16 protein-coding genes are annotated in these 15,753 nt (G+C 70.1%); 10 read left to right on the top strand and 6 right to left on the bottom strand.

From position 1 onward, the window contains the following. Positions 1-55 precede the first annotated feature (55 nt). The 6 genes from HW274_RS11870 to HW274_RS11845 all read left to right on the top strand — a co-directional run bounded on the left by HW274_RS11870 (position 56) and on the right by HW274_RS11845 (position 6,841). Positions 56-1,099: a DnaJ C-terminal domain-containing protein gene (locus tag HW274_RS11870; RefSeq protein WP_075254045.1), complete on the top strand. Its 1,044-nt coding sequence runs from the start codon at positions 56-58 to the stop codon at positions 1,097-1,099. After that, a complete protein-coding gene (locus HW274_RS11865) occupies positions 1,096-1,593 on the top strand; it encodes a heat shock protein transcriptional repressor HspR (protein ID WP_075254044.1) in 498 nt (165 codons plus the stop codon). The genes HW274_RS11870 and HW274_RS11865 overlap by 4 nt, the downstream gene beginning before the upstream one ends. 206 nt (positions 1,594-1,799) lie before the next feature. After that, entirely contained in the window at positions 1,800-3,134 is a 1,335-nt protein-coding gene (locus HW274_RS11860; protein WP_185988870.1) for a DUF418 domain-containing protein, read from the top strand. 124 nt (positions 3,135-3,258) lie between these two features. Further along, positions 3,259-4,629, top strand: a complete 1,371-nt coding sequence (locus HW274_RS11855) for a DUF418 domain-containing protein (RefSeq protein WP_185988869.1) — start codon at positions 3,259-3,261, stop codon at positions 4,627-4,629. 160 nt (positions 4,630-4,789) lie between these two features. Then, entirely contained in the window at positions 4,790-6,118 is a 1,329-nt protein-coding gene (locus HW274_RS11850; RefSeq protein ID WP_075254041.1) for a DUF418 domain-containing protein, read from the top strand. Positions 6,119-6,376: 258 nt separating this feature from the next. Next, positions 6,377-6,841: a hypothetical protein gene (locus tag HW274_RS11845; protein ID WP_075254040.1), complete on the top strand. Its 465-nt coding sequence runs from the start codon at positions 6,377-6,379 to the stop codon at positions 6,839-6,841. Between the two features lie 80 nt (positions 6,842-6,921). Here HW274_RS11845 and HW274_RS11840 read toward each other — a convergent pair whose 3' ends face one another. Next, positions 6,922-8,205 (bottom strand): cell wall metabolism sensor histidine kinase WalK, encoded by a 1,284-nt coding sequence (locus HW274_RS11840; RefSeq protein ID WP_260679093.1) that lies wholly within the window; start codon positions 8,203-8,205, stop codon positions 6,922-6,924. Continuing rightward, positions 8,202-8,861, bottom strand: coding sequence for a response regulator transcription factor (locus HW274_RS11835; RefSeq protein ID WP_003788865.1), 660 nt, complete (start codon positions 8,859-8,861; stop codon positions 8,202-8,204). Before HW274_RS11835 ends, HW274_RS11840 begins: the two co-directional genes overlap by 4 nt. Positions 8,862-9,039: 178 nt before the next feature. On the opposite strand from HW274_RS11835, the gene HW274_RS11830 reads away from it, so the two are divergent. The 4 genes from HW274_RS11830 (at position 9,040) to HW274_RS11815 (ending at position 12,704) form a co-directional block, all read left to right on the top strand. After that, the gene (locus tag HW274_RS11830) at positions 9,040-9,507 is read left to right on the top strand and encodes a hypothetical protein (RefSeq protein ID WP_075254039.1); all 468 of its coding nucleotides are present in this window, start codon (positions 9,040-9,042) and stop codon (positions 9,505-9,507) included. Positions 9,508-9,590: 83 nt separating this feature from the next. Beyond that, positions 9,591-10,766, top strand: coding sequence for a peptidoglycan-binding protein (locus HW274_RS11825; protein ID WP_075254038.1), 1,176 nt, complete (start codon positions 9,591-9,593; stop codon positions 10,764-10,766). Further along, a complete protein-coding gene (locus tag HW274_RS11820; protein ID WP_075254037.1) occupies positions 10,763-11,476 on the top strand; it encodes an ABC transporter ATP-binding protein in 714 nt (237 codons plus the stop codon). The genes HW274_RS11825 and HW274_RS11820 overlap by 4 nt, the downstream gene beginning before the upstream one ends. Continuing rightward, on the top strand, positions 11,451-12,704 hold the full coding sequence (locus HW274_RS11815) for an ABC transporter permease (protein ID WP_081376215.1): 1,254 nt from the start codon (positions 11,451-11,453) through the stop codon (positions 12,702-12,704). The genes HW274_RS11820 and HW274_RS11815 overlap by 26 nt, the downstream gene beginning before the upstream one ends. 220 nt (positions 12,705-12,924) lie before the next feature. Here HW274_RS11815 and HW274_RS11810 read toward each other — a convergent pair whose 3' ends face one another. The 4 genes from HW274_RS11810 to HW274_RS11795 all read right to left on the bottom strand — a co-directional run bounded on the left by HW274_RS11810 (position 12,925) and on the right by HW274_RS11795 (position 15,531). Then, the gene (locus HW274_RS11810) at positions 12,925-13,107 is read right to left on the bottom strand and encodes an Rv0909 family putative TA system antitoxin (protein WP_009407609.1); all 183 of its coding nucleotides are present in this window, start codon (positions 13,105-13,107) and stop codon (positions 12,925-12,927) included. A gap of 245 nt (positions 13,108-13,352) precedes the next feature. Then, entirely contained in the window at positions 13,353-13,826 is a 474-nt protein-coding gene (locus HW274_RS11805; protein ID WP_075254036.1) for an MmcQ/YjbR family DNA-binding protein, read from the bottom strand. A gap of 171 nt (positions 13,827-13,997) precedes the next feature. Continuing rightward, positions 13,998-14,702, bottom strand: coding sequence for a hypothetical protein (locus tag HW274_RS11800; protein ID WP_075254035.1), 705 nt, complete (start codon positions 14,700-14,702; stop codon positions 13,998-14,000). Between the two features lie 142 nt (positions 14,703-14,844). Beyond that, the gene (locus HW274_RS11795) at positions 14,845-15,531 is read right to left on the bottom strand and encodes a hypothetical protein (RefSeq protein ID WP_075254034.1); all 687 of its coding nucleotides are present in this window, start codon (positions 15,529-15,531) and stop codon (positions 14,845-14,847) included. Positions 15,532-15,753 lie beyond the last annotated feature (222 nt).

Below are 15,753 nucleotides of genomic sequence, written 5' to 3'. Positions count from 1 at the left end.
CAGCTTCAGTAAGGAAAACCCACGATCACCCGGATAAGGAGGCGGTGAGACGACCATGGCCAGTCAGGACTGGATGACGAAGGACTTCTACGCGGTCCTCGGCGTGAGTAAGGACGCCGACGCCGCCGCAATCAAGAAGGCCTACCGCACACTCGCAAAGAAGTACCACCCCGACCGCAACCCCGACGACGCTGCGGCGGCCGAGAAGTTCAAGGAGATCGGAGAGGCCTACGCAGTCCTGTCCGACGAGGCCGAGCGCAAGCAGTACGACGCGATCCGCTCGATGGCCGGAGGCGGCGCCCGCTTCCAGGCCGGTGGCCCGGGAGGGACCGGCGGCGCCGGCTTCGAGGACATCCTCTCCTCCATGTTCGGTGGCCAGGGCGGCAACGTTCGCTTCGAGACCGCCGGCGGGGCCGGCGAGCCCGACCTTGACGACCTGCTGCGCATGTTCGGCGGCACCCCCAGCCCCACCCGCTCCGGTGGCCGCTCCGGCCCCTTCGGCTTCGGTGGCTTCGGCGGCTTCGGCTCCCAGCCCCAGCCGCAGAAGGGCTCCGACGTCCTGACCTCGGCGACGCTGGACCTGCGTGACGCCGTCGCCGGCACCACCGTGGAGCTGACCGCGGACGGGCGCACCATGAAGGTCCGCATCCCGGCCGGTGTGCGCGACGGCCAGAAGATCCGCCTGCGCGGCAAGGGCCGAGCCGGCCTGAACGGCGGCGAGAACGGCGACATGGTGGTGACCATCAGCATCAAGAAGCACCCCGTGTACTCGGTCGACCCGGTCGACGGCGCCAACCTGCGCATGGACCTGCCGGTCACGCTGCGCGAGGCCGCCCTGGGGGCCACGGTCGAGGTCCCGCTGCTCGACGGCGGCACCTCCAAGATCAAGATCAAGCCCGGCACCTCCTCGGGCACCGTCATGCGCCTGCGCGGCAAGGGCGCCACCACCGGGAAGAAGACCGGCGACCTGTTGGTGACCATCCAGGTGGCCGTGCCCAAGAAGCTCTCCAAGGCCGCCAAGCAGGCCCTCGAGGCCTTCGATGAGGCCATGGGCGACACCGACCCGCGGGCCACCCTCATGGAGGAGGCGGCGAAGTGAGCCGGCACCGGGCCGGGCAGGGCCTGGGGCACCTGGCCGACGACGCCGCCGAGCGCGCGGTGTACGTGGTCTCGGTGGCGGCCGAGCTCGCTGGGATGCACCCCCAGACCCTGCGCCAGTACGACCGGCTCGGACTAGTCAGCCCCGCCCGGACCCGCGGGCGGGGCCGGCGCTACTCCCACCGCGACGTCGAGCGCCTGCGCCGCATCCAGTCCCTGTCCCAGGAGGGCATCAACCTCGAGGGCATTCGCCGCATCCTCGCCCTGGAGGCCCGCGTGGAGGAGCTGGAGGCCGACAACGCCCGCATGCGCACCCGTGAGGCCGTCGTCCAGCGGATCTTCGCGGCGGCCGCCGACGGCGAGGTCCAGGTCGTCGCACCCGGCCGCCAGGGCCGCGGACCCGCCGCGCGCCACAACGAGGCGGAGCGCGCACACGCCGCCGGTACAGCGGGAGGCGCGAGCACTGCGCTCGTGCCCGTGCGCCTGTGGCCCTGACTGACACTGACTGGCACTGACTGGGACTGACGCGCGCGGGCGGGCAATGGTGAGCGCCGGCGGGTCCTGGAAGCGGGCACTGAGGCGCGGGCACCGATGCGGCACTGACCCCATCGGCCGCTGCGGCGGAACAGGCGGCCGGCCTCCGCACATCATTATTCGGGCGGATATGCTGCCGGTCTCCAACCACCCGTAAGGTTCCGCTCATGCGGATGACGACCTCCTTCACCGGTTCGCGGGGTGTGCGATACCCCGCCCCTGACGTGGCCCGTGGCTTCATGCTTCTGCTCATCGCGGTCGCCAATGTTCCGTCGTGGAACAAGATGCCGAACGGGGCCGAGCCTCCCGTGTCTTCCGTTGACGGCTGGTGGATGTTCGTCCGCACACTGGTGGTGGACCACCGGGCCTACCCGCTGTTCGCGATGCTCTTCGGCTTCGGGCTCATGACCATGATTAACCGGCGCATCGCCTCCGGGACCCAGACCTACCTCGCCTCCCTTCCCGGCGCTGCGGAGGGTCGCGAGCCGATGCCGCATGAGGCGGCCTGGGCCCGCGAGATGGCCACCATCGACGCCTACCGCCTGGTGCGACGCCGCGGCTGGTGGATGCTCCTGATCGGATTCGTCCACGGTCTCGTCTTCCCCGGCGACATCATCGGCGCCTATGGGCTGGTCGCCGTCCTCCTGGCCAACCTGCTGGCCCGCAAGAACTATTCGGCGCTCTACCTCACCGGGGGCATCATCTCCGTGCTGGCCCTGGCGACGTATCTGGCCTCCGGGACTCTGTCGGGCGGCGATACCCTGACGGCCTCCGGGGAGCAGTCGGTCTCGCTGACGGCGGCGCTGCTCTGGGTCGTCACCAATGCCCTGCAGTGGGCCGTGGTGCTGGTCGTGCAGGTGCTCATCGCCCTCATCGTCCCAGCCGCGGTGATTGGCGCCCGCCTGGCCGACACCGACCTCCTCACCCATCCGGAGCGGCACCGTCGTCTGCTGATCTCTGTTGGCCTGGGCGGTCTGGTGCTGGGAGCACTCGCGGCGTTCCACGGTGCGCTGACGCTCGCGACGACGGTGCAGCTCTGGCCGTGGGACTTCGCCATGACGGAGTTCTTCGGCCTGGCCGGCGCCTGTGGTTGGTTGGCGCTGTTGGCCCTGTATGCCGGTGGACCGCGGCCGGATGGGCGGCTGACAGGGCTGCGCCGACTGGCCTCCGCCGTCGGCCGCCGTTCCATGACCGTGTACCTGAGCCAGACGATCCTGTTCGGCATCATCTTCGGCGTCGTTCCGCTCCTGGTGACGGGCAGGCGCCTGTGGATGGGGCAGGCCGCGGCCGCCCTCGTCGCCCTGGGCGTCTGGCTGGCGAGCGTGGTCCTGTGCGTCGCCCTGGAGCGCGGCGGTCATGCCGGACCCTTCGAGACCCTGCTGCGCACCGCCGTCGCGCGCAGCGAGCGTAGGAGGACGCCGCCGCCCCCGCCCGCCGTCTGGCCCGGGATGCAGCCGGGCATGCCGCCAACGGCTCAGCCGGGACCGCAGCCGGCTCCCTGAGCCGGACCGACCCGGGTCCGTCCGCCGGAAGAATGGCTGGGCGTCAGGCTCCATCTTTCGGTGGACACGATCTCGGCGCTTAAGGCGGACGCCGCGGAACCAGTGGTTTTCATACGGTCGAGTCATGAACACGACGACTTCCTCCGCGACCTCATTCACCGGTTTCCGCGGCCTGCGCTACCCCGCCCCCGACGTCGCCCGCGGCTTCATGCTGCTGCTCATCGCCCTGGCCAATGTGGGGTCCTGGGTGGCGGGTCCCGAAGGCCGTGCGCCATCGACCGCTGACAGGACCTGGGCCTTCATACGTGCCCTGTTCATCGACCAGCGCGCCTACCCACTGTTCGCACTGCTCTTCGGCTTCGGGCTGGCCACCATGGTCAACCGGCGCATGGCATCGGGCATCGACGCCTACTGCCAGCAGCTGACCGGCGGGCTCCGGGCGCCGTCGGCGGCTGAGCTCGACCAGGCCCGGGAGCAGGCGGCCGTCGATGCCCGCCGCCTCGTGCGGCGCCGCGGCCTGTGGATGGTCCTGTTCGGGCTCATCCACGGCGCCTTCTTCCCCTCGGAGATCATCGGCACCTACGGCATCGTCGCTGTCGTCTTCGCCGGGTGGCTCGCCCACAAGCACCACAAGCGCCAGCTGGCGGTATGCGCCCTCGTTCTTCTGTCCCAGTTCGTGCCGGTGGCCCTGGCCATGCTCTTTGGTTCCGGCGGTGAAGCGGCCGCCACCGGCGCGGCGGTCCCCGCCCCGGCGGCTGCGGCACCCACCGGAGCAGGTGAGTCCGTGGCATCGGCGCTTCCCTGGTTCGTGACCAACGTGTTCGGGTGGTTCTTCACCGCTCTGAGTGCGGCCTTCACCACGATGATTCTTCCCGCCGCCTTCCTGGGGGCCCGCCTGGCCGACACCGACCTCATCGCCCACCCCGAGCGCCACCGCGGCCTGCTGACGGTGGCCGGGATCGGTGGTCTGGCCCTGGGGGCGCTCGGTGCGCTTCACGAGCTCCTGGTCCCGCTCACCAGCGCTCAGCCCTGGGCGGCCGACTCCGCCCTGATCATGGTCCTGGGCCTGGCCGGGGGCTGCGGCTGGCTCGCCGTCCTGGCTCTCTACGCCGGCGGGCCGATGGCGGACAACCGGCTGACCGGCCTCAGGAGGCTGCTGTCCAACGTGGGGCGCCGCTCCATGACCGCCTACCTGTCCCAGACGGTCATGTTCGCCGGCATCTTCGTCATCGCGCCGCGGCTGACCGGGAGACCCCTGGAGCTGGGGCTGGTGGCATCCGCCGCGGTGGCGGTGATGGTCTGGCTGACGACCGTGGTCCTGTGCGCGGTGCTTGAGCGGCTCGGCATACCCGGTCCCTTCGAGGTCCTCCTGCGCATCGCCGTCGCCCGCAGCGAGCGCAGCCGCACGAACCCGTTCCCCCAGCAGGTCCCCGCCCAGCGCATGGCCCAGCTCCTCGGCCAGCCGACGAGCACCCCGGTCACCGCGGGAGCCTGAGAGCGGGGCGGTGCCCGATGCCATCGCAAGAGGGAAGAGCCCTGGTCCTCCGGGAGGAGGACCAGGGCTCGGTCCATGCTCCAGGGAGGAGAGGATCAGCCCGTCACGATGGCTCCGCAGGGGGAGGTGGCGCTGGCGGCCGCCCCCTAGCGTGGAGGGCATGAAACTCGCGACGTCATTCACCGGCACTCGGGGGGTGCGCTATCCGTCCCCGGATGTGGCCCGTGGCTTCATGCTCCTGCTCATCGCCCTGGCCAACATCCCCTTCTGGACCAATGTGACGCACGCTTCCGCCCCATCTGACGCGGTCGACACGGCATGGCTGTGGGTGCGCTCCCTCCTGGTCGACTCGCGGGCCTACCCGCTGTTCGCAATGCTCTTCGGCTTCGGACTGGTCACCATGGTCAACCGGCGCATCGCCTCAGGTACCTCCTCCTACCTCAGCTCCCTGCCCGGCGTGGAGGACGGCCGTGAGCCGACGTCGCAGGAGGCGGCCTGGGCCCGTGAGCAGGCCACCGTCGATGCGCGTCGACTGGTGCGGCGTCGGGGCCTGTGGATGGTCCTCTTCGGCGCCGTGCACGCCGTGCTCTTCTCCGGTGACATCATCGGCCCCTACGGCTTGGTCGCCGTCATCTTCGCCGGCTGGATCACCCGCAAGCACTGGAAACGGGCCGTGGCCTTCTGCACCATCGTCGTTGTTGCCGGCACCACAGCCTTCCTCAACATGGGCAGCTTCCTGGCCTCCCAGGGCGCGACCTCGGCGACGGGCGCGCACCAGGGGGCCGGCGCCTCGACCGATACGGTCCTGTCCTACGTCTCCGACGGACTCCTGGCCTGGGGCGGAAGCCTGGTCTCGGCGCTGTTCTTCTCCATGATCGTTCCGGCGATGTTCCTCGGCGCCCGCCTGGCCGACACCGACCTCATCACCCACCCCGAGCGCCACCGCCGGCTCCTGGTCGCCGTCGGCCTGGGCGGTCTGGGGCTCGGTGCCGCGGGCGGTATCGGGTTCGCCGTGTGGGCCGCGGGCGGCGCCCTGGTCGCCTGGACCATGCCCCTTCACTCGCTCACGGGCGTGGCCGGGGCCTGCGGCTGGCTGGCGCTGCTGTCCCTGTACGCCGGCGGGCCTAGACCGGATGGCCGGCTGACGGGGCTGCGCCGGCTGGCATCCAGTGTGGGGCGCCGCTCCATGACGGCCTACCTGAGCCAGACCTTCCTCTTCGCAACCATCTTCCTAGCCCTTCCCGCGCTGACCGGGATCGAGCTGCACCTGGGCGAGGCCCGGGCCGCCGGGATCGCCCTGGCGGTCTGGCTGGTGACAGTCGGTCTGTGCGCCGCCCTGGAGCGCGGCGGTCACGCCGGCCCCTTCGAGACTCTGCTGCGCACCGCCGTGGCCCGCAGTGAGCGCCGACGCCGGCTGGCGGCCCCTCCTGCCCCTGCGACCCCGGCCGCACCGGTGCTCACCTCCAGCACCTACGACCTGGTGCGCTGAGACCCCGGAGCACAGGTAGGAGCCCAGGACGATGGGGAGGGCTTCCCCGCAGGCCGGAGGGCGTGTGCCACCATGGCCTTGAGGGATTCTGTATGGTGGGACGGCCCGATGACCGCCTTCAGGGCGCGTCATCGCACCATGTCCTGAGGACTGTGAGTCGCCTCGCAGAACGTGAGGGGTGACTTGAGCGTTTCACAGGGCATCGTTGACACGGTAGCCTGCCTGCGTCCCCAACTCTGAAGGAAGCGAACAGTCCTCATGACTCAGCCCCCCAACCCTGGTCAGCCCTTCTACCAGCAGCAGCCCTCGGCGCCCTCGGCTCCGGCCCCGGGGCAGCCCTACCCGCCCCAGCAGCAGTTCCAGGGCGCTCCCGGTGCCCCTGCCGCTCCTGGTGCGCCTGGCGCCCCCGGCCAGCCCTTCCCGCAGGCTCCGGCGGGGGACAGCTTCATGGGCAACCTCTTCGACACCGCCAAGCCCTTCGCCGAGAAGTTCGGCAAGGTGTTCTTCTACATCGTTGCCGGCGGTCTGATCGCGCTGTGGTTGTACAACGCCTACAACGCCGGTTCTCTGGCCGGTGACATCGACTACGAGTCGGGCAAGCGCTCCTTTGCGTTTGGAACCTTCGTTCTCTATCTGGTTTTCAACTCGCTGTGGACCTTCGCCCAGATCGGTCTGGTCCGCCTCTTCATCGAGCTGGTCATCAACTCCGGCAAGAAGAACTAGCCACTGCCCGGCGGAGTCTCGTCTCCGCCGCAGCCAACTGCTTGACCCTGACGGTCGCCGGCCCTCGTGGCCTGCGACCGTCAGTCGTTGGAGCCGGCTGCGCCCGAGTCGTCCTTGCCCCCTCCCACCGGCAGCTCGAGGACGGCCGTCAGCCCGCCGTCGGGATTGGCGCTCAGACGCAGCTCGCCGCCGTGCGCGGTGGCCACGGCCGTGACGATGGCCAGGCCCAGTCCGTGACCGGAGCCCCGGGTCCGCCCCCGTCCCTCGCCGCGCACGAAGGGCTCGCGCAGGGACTCCACGCTCTCGGCCGCCACGATGGGGCCCTCGTTGCGGATCGTCAGGCGCACGCCGTCGTCCAGACGCGCCATGCCCACGGTGATGCGGCCGCCCTCGACGTTGTAGCGGGCCGCATTGCGCAGCAGGTTGGAGACGCTCTGGCGCAGCAGCACCGGATCCCCGGGGACCCGGGCGGGCAGCAGGTGGGTGGAGACGTGAAGGCGGTGCTCGGCGACCTCCGGAGCGATGAGGCCCAGGGCGTCACGGACCGTGGCCTCCATGTCCACGTCCTCGTGGGCCAGCTTGCCGGACTGGGCGTCGGCCAGGTCCAGCAGGGCGTCGATCGTCTCCCGGTTGGCGCGGTTGGTCTCCAGGACCCGGGTCAGCACCCGGCGCAGGTCCTCGGCCGAGGCCTGCGGGTCGGACAGGGCGACGTCGATCATCGTCTGCGTGGTGGCCAGGGGAGTGCGCAGCTCGTGGGAGGCGTTGGCCGCGAACCGGCGGTGGACGGAGAAGGACCGCTCCAGGGAGGCCAGCATGTTGTCGAAGGTGTCCGCCAGGTCGTGGATCTCGTCGCGCGGGCCGGACAAGTCCAGCCGCTGACTGAGGTCGCCCGAGGCGGCGCGCTTGGCGGCCGCATTCATCGAGGACAGCGGCTGCAGCATCCGCCCCGCCAGGATCCAGCCGACGGTCCCGGAGAGCACCACGAGCAGCGCCAGCGCGCCGACGGCCGAGCGCATGATGCTGCTGAGCAGATCGAACAGGTTCGTGTCCACCTTGGCGGCCTCGCCGACCTGCGAGACCGGCACGGCGGCGGTCTGCCCGACCGGGTCGCCGATCTGGATGCTCAGCGTGACGTAGCGCGTGTAGAAGTAGACCAGGGCGATGAGGACCACGCCGGCGGCCGTCACCATCCCGGCGTAGGTCAGGGTCAGACGGGCCCGGATACTCAGGTGCCGGGCGCGACGCATGTGCTCCGTGCGGTTAGGCCGGACGCCGTGGGCCTCACGGCCGCCGGGGGTCTTACTGTCGGTGCTGGGCCGCGCCGCGTCGTCGGCCCGGGTCCCCGCAGCCCCCTGCCCGCTCATGCGCTGAACCTGTAGCCCGCGCCGGGGACCGTCTGGATCACCCGTGGCTCACCGAGCTTGCGACGCAGGTGGGAGATCGTCACCCGCGTGGAGTTGGTGAAGGGGTCGGCGTTGGCGTCCCAGGCCTTCTCCAGAAGCGTCTCGGCGCTGAGCACCCCGCCCTCGGCCTCCATGAGGACCTGAAGGACCGCGAACTCCTTGGGGCTGAGGTGAATGAAGTGCCCGTCCCGGTAGACCTCCCGGCGGAAGGGATCCAGGCGCACCCCGTGGGCCTCGAGGACCGGGGTGCGCGCCGGCTGGCTGCGTCGCCCCAGGGCCCGCAGCCGAGCCACCAGCTCGGGGAACTCGAAGGGCTTGGTGAGGTAGTCGTCCGCCCCCAGCTCGAAACCGCCCACACGCGCGTCCAGCGTCCGGGACGCAGTGAGCATGAGGACCCGCGTGCTGGGGTGGTCGCGCACCACCCGCCGGCAGACCTCGTCGCCGTGGACCACGGGCAGGTCCCGGTCCAGGACGATGATGTCGTAGTCGTTGACCGCCACCTGCTCCAGGGCGCTGGCCCCGTCGCCGACGACGTCCACGGCCATCGCCTCACGCCGCAGCCCGGTGGCGATGGCCTCAGCCAGGTACTCCTCATCCTCCACGACGAGCACGCGCATCGCCCTGCCTCCTTCACTGTGGATTCTTTCGGCTGGTCCCTCAGCGAACCAGCCCCCGTGTTGCCACAACATAAGCGAATTTGTGAACCCCGTGGCAACACCGCTCCCGGTTGGCTGTTCCCCGAACGAACGGACGCCACCGCGCCCCGACCCACGTAAGCCGAAAGGACCCTCTCCCATGAAGCAGCCCCTCAACACCCGGATCCTCACCCGCGCCGCCACGGTGCTGACCTGCGCCGTGTGCGCCGTCGGCCTCATGACCGGATGCTCCCAGGGCTCGAAGGCGGACTCGGCCGCCTCCGCCTCCGCCACCAGTGGGGACGACTACCTGCTCAAGATGGCCAAGTGCATGCGCGACAAGGGCATCGACGTCTCCGACCCCGACGCCAACGGCAACGTGCAGTTCCCCGACAACGAGGCCGCCACCAAGGCCGCCCAGGAGTGCGAGCAGATCGTCGGCCCCGCCCCCGGCACCGAGGACCTCGCCAAGCCCGAGACGCAGCAGGACCTGGTCAAGGCCGCCGAGTGCCTGCGCAAGGAGGGCTACGACGTGCCCGACCCCGAGGCCGGCAAGGGCATCCAGATCAACGGTGACATCCCCCAGGACGTCATGAACAAGTGCTTCTCCCAGGTCGGGGGCAAGTAACGCCGCGCCCTTGCGGGCGCCACCAGACCACAGGCTCGTGCGGCCGGACCGCCGCGCAGACACACACTCAGACAGGCAGACATATGGATCAGACCACCACCTCCACGCAGGCCGACGACGGTTCGACCGGCACCGCGGACAAGCCGAGCACGGCCCACCGCACCCGACGCCGGGCCTTCCTGGCCATGGGGGCCGCCGCGATCCTGGCGGCGGGCGCTGGTGCGGGCGCCTTCGCCTCCAGGTCGGGCCCCTTCGCGGCCAAGGCCAAGCCGACGACGTCGACCTTCAGCGGCGCCACCGACACCATCACCAAGGGCGACCTCCAGGGTCAGACCTCGGTGTCCGGGACCCTGCGCTACTCCGACTCGCGCAAGTTCAAGTCGGGCTTCGAGGGCGTTCTCATCCAGGTGCCGGCCTCGGGGGCCGTCCTGACCCAGGGCGACGTCCTCTACCGCACCGGCAACGAGACCGCCTACCTCATGCGCGGCAACCTGCCCGCCTGGCGCAGTTTCGAGGCCGGCATGGAGGACGGCGAGGACATCCGCCAGCTCGAGACGGCCCTGAGGGACCTGGGGTACTTCGACTACGAGCCCGACGACCACTTCAGCTGGGCCACCACCAGCGCCATCATGAAGTGGCAGAAGGACCTCGACCTGCCCCGGACCGGGACCCTCCCACTGGGACGGATCGTCTTCACCCCCGGGGACCTGCGCGTGGGGACGGTCACCGCCCGCGTGGGGGACCGCATCGCCGCCGACACCGAGCTCTTCGACGTCACCTCCACCACCCAGGTGGTCGACGCCAACATCAAGCTCTCCGACCAGAAGCTCGCCGTCGCCGGCACCGCCGTGACCATCAAGCTGCCCGACGCCAAGAAGACCGCCGGGAAGATCACCTCCGTGGGCACCCCCACCGAGAAGTCCTCCGGCTCCGGGTCCGGCGCCGGCTCCGGCTCGGGTGAGTCCAAGGAGCGAGTCATCCCCATCACCGTCACCCTCACCGACGCCTCGGCGACCACCAACTTCCAGGAGGTCTCCGTCACCGTCGACCTGCCCAGCGAGAAGCGCACGGGCGTCCTGTCGGTGCCGGTCGGGGCCCTGCTGGCCCTGAGCGCCGACCAGTACGGCGTCGAGATCGTCGAGGCCGGCGGCACCACCCGCAAGGTGCCGGTCACCATCGGGCTGTTCGCCGGCGGGCGCGTGGAGATCTCCGGCAAGGACATCTCCGAGGGACAGCGAGTGGTGGTGCCGCAGACATGAGCCGCATCCTGTCCCTGCGCGACGTGAAGCGCACCTACGGGGAGCCGCCCGTGGCCGCCTGCGCGGGCGTGAGCCTGGAGATCGACTACGGCGAGTTCGTCGCCATCGTCGGCCCCTCGGGCTCGGGCAAGTCCACGCTCCTCAACCTCATCGGCACCCTGGACCGGCCCAGCTCCGGCACCGTCGAGATCGACGGCGTCGACGTCGGCTCCCTGTCCGACGCCAAGCTCTCGGCCCTGCGGGCCAGCCGCATCGGCTTCGTCTTCCAGCAGTTCCACCTGGCAGACGGCGTCAACGCGGTCGACAACGTCGCTGACGGCCTGCTCTACAGCGGGATCCCCCGCTCTGAGCGGCGCCGGCGCGCCAGGGCCGCCCTGGAGCGTGTCGGCCTGGCCCACCGGCTCGACCACCGCCCCCACCAGATGAGCGGCGGCGAGCGTCAGCGGGTGGCCATCGCGCGGGCCGTCGTCGGCGAGCCCCCGCTGCTGCTGGCCGACGAGCCCACCGGGAACCTCGACTCCACTTCCGGGGCCTCGATCGTCGAGCTCCTCCACGAGCTCCACGCCCAAGGCACCACGATCATCGTCATCACCCACGACAACGAGCTGGCCGCCCAGCTCCCGAGGCAGATCGCCATCCGCGACGGCCGCATCGTGGGGGACTCAAGCCTGAAGGAGATCGTCCATGACGACGTCTACGCTCCGGCGTGACCGGTCCGCGGCCGAGCGGGCCGCCCGCGCCCCGGCCCGGCGGATCCAGCGCTCGCGGCTGCGTCTGGCCGACGTGCTGCGCCTGGGGGGCACCGGCATCAAGGCCCGCCCCACCCGCGCCTTCCTGTCCGCACTGGGGATCGCCATCGGTATCGCCGCCATGATCTCGGTGGTCGGCATCTCGGCCTCCAGCCGCGCCCAGCTCTCCGCCCAGCTCGACTCGCTGGGGACCAACCTGCTGACGGCCACCGCCGGCCAGGACCTGTTCGGAAACTCCTCCTCCCTGCCGCAGGACAGCGTCGGCAAGGTCCGCCTCATCGACAACGTCCAGAGCGCCTCGAGCACCGGGCTGGTCAAGAACTCGCTGGTCTACCGCACTCCGCTCATCGACAAGAACGCCTCCGGCGGCATCACCACCCTGGCCGCGGACAAGTCGCTGCTCGACGTGGTGGCCGGACAGGTGGACAAGGGCACCTGGCTCAACGAGGCCACCAGCAAGTACCCGGCCACGGTCCTGGGGCAGACGGCGGCCCAGCGCCTCGGTGTCGTCTCGCCGGGAACCAAGGTGTGGATCGGCGGGAACTGGTTCACCGTGGTCGGCATCCTCAAGCCGGTGGTGCTGGCTCCCGAGCTCAACAACGCCGCCCTCATCGGTCAGGGCGTGGCCAGCGATCTGCTGGGGCACGACGCCAAGCCGACGACCGTCTACACGCGCAGCCAGGACGCCGCCGTCCCCACGGTGCGCAAGCTGCTGGCGCCGTCGATCTCGCCGCAGGCCCCCAATGAGGTCAAGGTCTCGCGCCCCTCGGACGCGCTGGAGGCCAAGAACGCGGCCGACAAGGCCTTCACCGGTCTGCTGCTGGGCGTGGGCTCGATCGCCCTGCTCGTCGGCGGCATCGGGGTGGCCAACACGATGATTATCTCGGTGCTCGAGCGCCGTCGGGAGATCGGACTGAGGCGGTCCCTGGGGGCGATGCGCGGACACATCCTCGTGCAGTTCATGACCGAGGCGCTGCTGCTGGCCTCCCTGGGCGGTGCCCTGGGCTGCATCATCGGGATCGGGGTGACCGCCGGGATGTCGGCCGCCAACGGTTGGCCCTTCACCCTGCCAGTGATCGCCGTCGTCGGCGGGCTGGGAGTCACCATCGCCATCGGTGCCCTGGCCGGCGTGTACCCGGCCGTTCGGGCCTCCCGCACTCCTCCGACCGCCGCGCTCAACGCGCAGTAGGCGGCCCCGCTGGCCCGAGGGGAGGCCGATGAGACGTCCCGGTGGGAGACGGCTGGGCCCCGCGGTGGCGGCACCGGACTGTGGCGGCCGGTGCTTGAAAGAGATGGGGAGAGCCCAGCTGACCGGGAACGCGTGAGGGCCCCGCACTGAACGGTGCGGGGCCCTCACTCCTGCGATCAGAAGACCGCGGTGCCTGTGGGTAGGCAGGCTCTCAGCCGGGTCACTCCGTGCCGAGCTTGCCGTCGACGGCGTCGCGGGCGGCGTCGATCTTGTCGTCGTACTTGCCGCCGGTCGCCTTCTTGGCAGCACCGGCTGCGGCGTCCAGCGCCTTGTCGCTGATTGCCTCGGCCTTGTCGGAGCTGAGAGCGTCACCGGCCTTCTTCGCCAGGTCATCAAGTCCCATCTGTGTCTCCTTCCGTCGGGTGGCCAGACGTCGGATGACGACGGCCTCGCCTGAATAGTGCCAGGTTTGCGCACCCGCGTCATCTGAGGGCGGCTCGGCCCCTGGGGTGCGGCCGGGGGCATCCGACGCCGTCGGGGACCGGAATCCTGTCCCCGCACGCGCAGGACGCCCCCGTAGGGAAGTATCCGCACCCCGACGCGCGCAATGTCCCCGGCTGTTCTGGGTGGTGTCAGCGGTACCGGGCTTCACCATTGCCAGGTGGGGCGGGCGGGGGAGCCTGCGGCGTCGGCCAGCAGGACTGCCTCGCGCACGCGGCGGGTCAGGAGGGACAGGACGAGTCGGTAGGAGTCCTCGACCATGGCGGTGGCCTCGTCCGCTTGGTAGTCGGGGCTGGTGAGGTTGATGCTCACCCAGTGCCGCTTGGACTGGTGGAAGCCCGGCTCCACCCACTCGAAGGTGGCCCGCACGGCGACGACGTCCTCGGGGTCGAGCTTGACATTGGCCAGGAGGCGGCCGTCGGTGTGGGGGATGAGCAGCAGGAAGAGGCGGGGGCCCACCGAGGCGACAGGGATGTCCCACTCGGGCTTGTGCCCCGCCCAGGCGCCGGGCAGCGTGGCCGCCTTGGCCAGGAGCTCGTCGCGACGGGCAGCCACGGCGGCCTCGTCGACGCGCGTGGAGGACCCGTCGGGGTGAGGGCTGCGACGGAGCGGTGTGGTCATCGACGTCGAGCCTACGTGCTCCCCACGGCTGGGGGACATCCTGCGCGTGCGGGTGCGGAAATGTCCGGCCGGGGACATCCTGCGCGTGCGGGGACGGGATTGCTGTCCCCGACGGCGTCGAATGCCCCCGGCCGCGTGGAGTGCCCCCGGCCGGAGTGACACGCGCGGTGCTCAGTGGATCGTCTCGAGGATGGTTGTCTTCAGCTCATCGATGGACTGACCGCTGGAACCGGCATTGACGGAGATGATGGCGTACTTCCCCTTCTCCTTGGTGGGGGCTGCGATGAGGGAGCCGTTGATCGTCTGGCCCCCGATGTTCGCGGTGTAGTTGAGCACGGCCGCCTCGCCATTGGCGGTCTGCTCGGTGGAGTAGCCGGTCGAGGTCGCACCGGGGATCGAGGTGAGGGCAGGGCTCAGCTCGGCCTCGGTCAAGGGCTTGGTGGCGGGAATGGTGGTCTTGGAGACGTTGGCGTTGCCGAGGTAAGGAGTGAAGCCGTCGTCGGGGGCCTTGTAGTAGACGTCGGATGTAGCGTCGAGGGGGGTGGCCTGCCAGCCCTCGGGCACTGCGAAGGAGACGCCGGCGGTGGGGGCGGTGATCTCCTGGTAGCCCGCGGGCGTCGCCTTGGGCAGGTCGCTCTGCGTGGCACTGGCCGAGGCGCTGGCGGAGGCCTTGTCGTCACCCTTGTCGGTCTTGTCCGCCTCGGCGTCCTTCTTGCTGTCCTTGTTGTCGCCCTTGTCTGATTCTGCTGAGCTGTCAGAAGCGGCTGACTTGGAGGAGTCGGAGCCCTCAGTGCTCTGAGAGCAGGCGGTCAGAATGGGGGTGGCTGTCAGGGCGAGGCCGGCCAGCAGGGTCGCAGCGGTGCGTACGGGTTTCATGATGCTCCAGTGTGTGAGTGCGAGTGTGATCCCTAGGGCATCACGTTCTGGTGGGAACGCACGATGGGGATGCTTCCCCATCGTGGACTGAAGGAGGGCTCGCGCCACTGGGCTGTGACAGGCCCGCTGTCGCCTCTGCCCGTCAGTGGGCCGTTGAGAGGATGGTGGACACGATGGTGTCGACCTCCTCAGCACTGCCGGCCGTTACGGCGAGGCGCACGTAGGTGCCCGACGACGTCGGAACGGCGATGACTGCACCGGCCGTCTGGGTGCCCTGAACCTGTGCGGTGGAGGTGTCAACGGCGGCCTGCCCGTAGGTGGACGGCTTGGTGGAGTACCCCGTCGGTGTGCCTCCCTGCCGAGTGATGATCTCATCCAGGCTCGCCTGGGACGGGGGCGTGGAGGAGGTCTCGGCCTCCTTGGCGACCGCAACGCTGTTGAAGGACAGTCCACCGCTCTGCGAGAACCGGCCGTAGAAGGCGTCGGTGCTGCTCAGGCGCTGGGTGAGAGTGGACGGATCCACGCCCTGAGCCCGGGCGAGCAGCGCCTTCTGGGCCTCGGGAAGGGCGTTGAGGTCCTCCCAGTCCTCGGGGATCGCGAAGGTGAGGCCGGATGTCGGTGCGGTGACCGCCTGGTGCCCCGCCGGGATGGAGGGGGAGGCGCTGCCGGAGGCGCTCGCGCCGCCCCCGCTCGACGACGTCGCCGCGGCCGAGGGGCCCGAGCCGGTCGCTGTCGCTGCGGCCGAGCCCGTCGACGAGGGGCTGGTCTGCGAGCAACCCGCCAGGATGAGAGTGGTGGCCAGAGCCAGGATAGCGCGCGTGGTTCTCATGATGTCTCCGGGGTGAGGACGGGGTCGTGACGCGACCATAGCGGTGTCATGGAACAATGGTGTTTCAAGCGGTTGGTTGGCATGTTGCGGGTTGGCGCGATGACCGGTGGAATGTCACCGGCAGTACCCCAAGGAGTAGCCCACGTCACTGTCGGTCCCAGAAGTTGAGTGGAATAGACTCAACTCTGCGAAGGTTCTGGTGACCAGAAGACGCAACACGTC

Origin of the sequence: Actinomyces sp. oral taxon 169 (assembly GCF_013394715.1) — a bacterium.
Classification (GTDB): domain Bacteria; phylum Actinomycetota; class Actinomycetes; order Actinomycetales; family Actinomycetaceae; genus Actinomyces.
This window is presented reverse-complemented; position numbering and strand designations above follow the sequence as displayed.

What these genes read in the sequence shown, in the direction of transcription:
- HW274_RS11870 (WP_075254045.1), top strand. Translation starts at nt 56, where the DNA reads ATGGCCAGTCAGGACTGGATGACGAAGGACTTCTACGCGGTCCTCGGC.
- HW274_RS11860 (WP_185988870.1), top strand. Translation starts at nt 1,800, where the DNA reads ATGCGGATGACGACCTCCTTCACCGGTTCGCGGGGTGTGCGATACCCC.
- HW274_RS11855 (WP_185988869.1), top strand. Translation starts at nt 3,259, where the DNA reads ATGAACACGACGACTTCCTCCGCGACCTCATTCACCGGTTTCCGCGGC.
- HW274_RS11850 (WP_075254041.1), top strand. Translation starts at nt 4,790, where the DNA reads ATGAAACTCGCGACGTCATTCACCGGCACTCGGGGGGTGCGCTATCCG.
- HW274_RS11845 (WP_075254040.1), top strand. Translation starts at nt 6,377, where the DNA reads ATGACTCAGCCCCCCAACCCTGGTCAGCCCTTCTACCAGCAGCAGCCC.
- HW274_RS11840 (WP_260679093.1), bottom strand. Translation starts at nt 8,205, where the DNA reads ATGAGCGGGCAGGGGGCTGCGGGGACCCGGGCCGACGACGCGGCGCGG.
- HW274_RS11835 (WP_003788865.1), bottom strand. Translation starts at nt 8,861, where the DNA reads ATGCGCGTGCTCGTCGTGGAGGATGAGGAGTACCTGGCTGAGGCCATC.
- HW274_RS11830 (WP_075254039.1), top strand. Translation starts at nt 9,040, where the DNA reads ATGAAGCAGCCCCTCAACACCCGGATCCTCACCCGCGCCGCCACGGTG.
- HW274_RS11825 (WP_075254038.1), top strand. Translation starts at nt 9,591, where the DNA reads ATGGATCAGACCACCACCTCCACGCAGGCCGACGACGGTTCGACCGGC.
- HW274_RS11820 (WP_075254037.1), top strand. Translation starts at nt 10,763, where the DNA reads ATGAGCCGCATCCTGTCCCTGCGCGACGTGAAGCGCACCTACGGGGAG.
- HW274_RS11815 (WP_081376215.1), top strand. Translation starts at nt 11,451, where the DNA reads ATGACGACGTCTACGCTCCGGCGTGACCGGTCCGCGGCCGAGCGGGCC.
- HW274_RS11810 (WP_009407609.1), bottom strand. Translation starts at nt 13,107, where the DNA reads ATGGGACTTGATGACCTGGCGAAGAAGGCCGGTGACGCTCTCAGCTCC.
- HW274_RS11805 (WP_075254036.1), bottom strand. Translation starts at nt 13,826, where the DNA reads ATGACCACACCGCTCCGTCGCAGCCCTCACCCCGACGGGTCCTCCACG.
- HW274_RS11800 (WP_075254035.1), bottom strand. Translation starts at nt 14,702, where the DNA reads ATGAAACCCGTACGCACCGCTGCGACCCTGCTGGCCGGCCTCGCCCTG.
- HW274_RS11795 (WP_075254034.1), bottom strand. Translation starts at nt 15,531, where the DNA reads ATGAGAACCACGCGCGCTATCCTGGCTCTGGCCACCACTCTCATCCTG.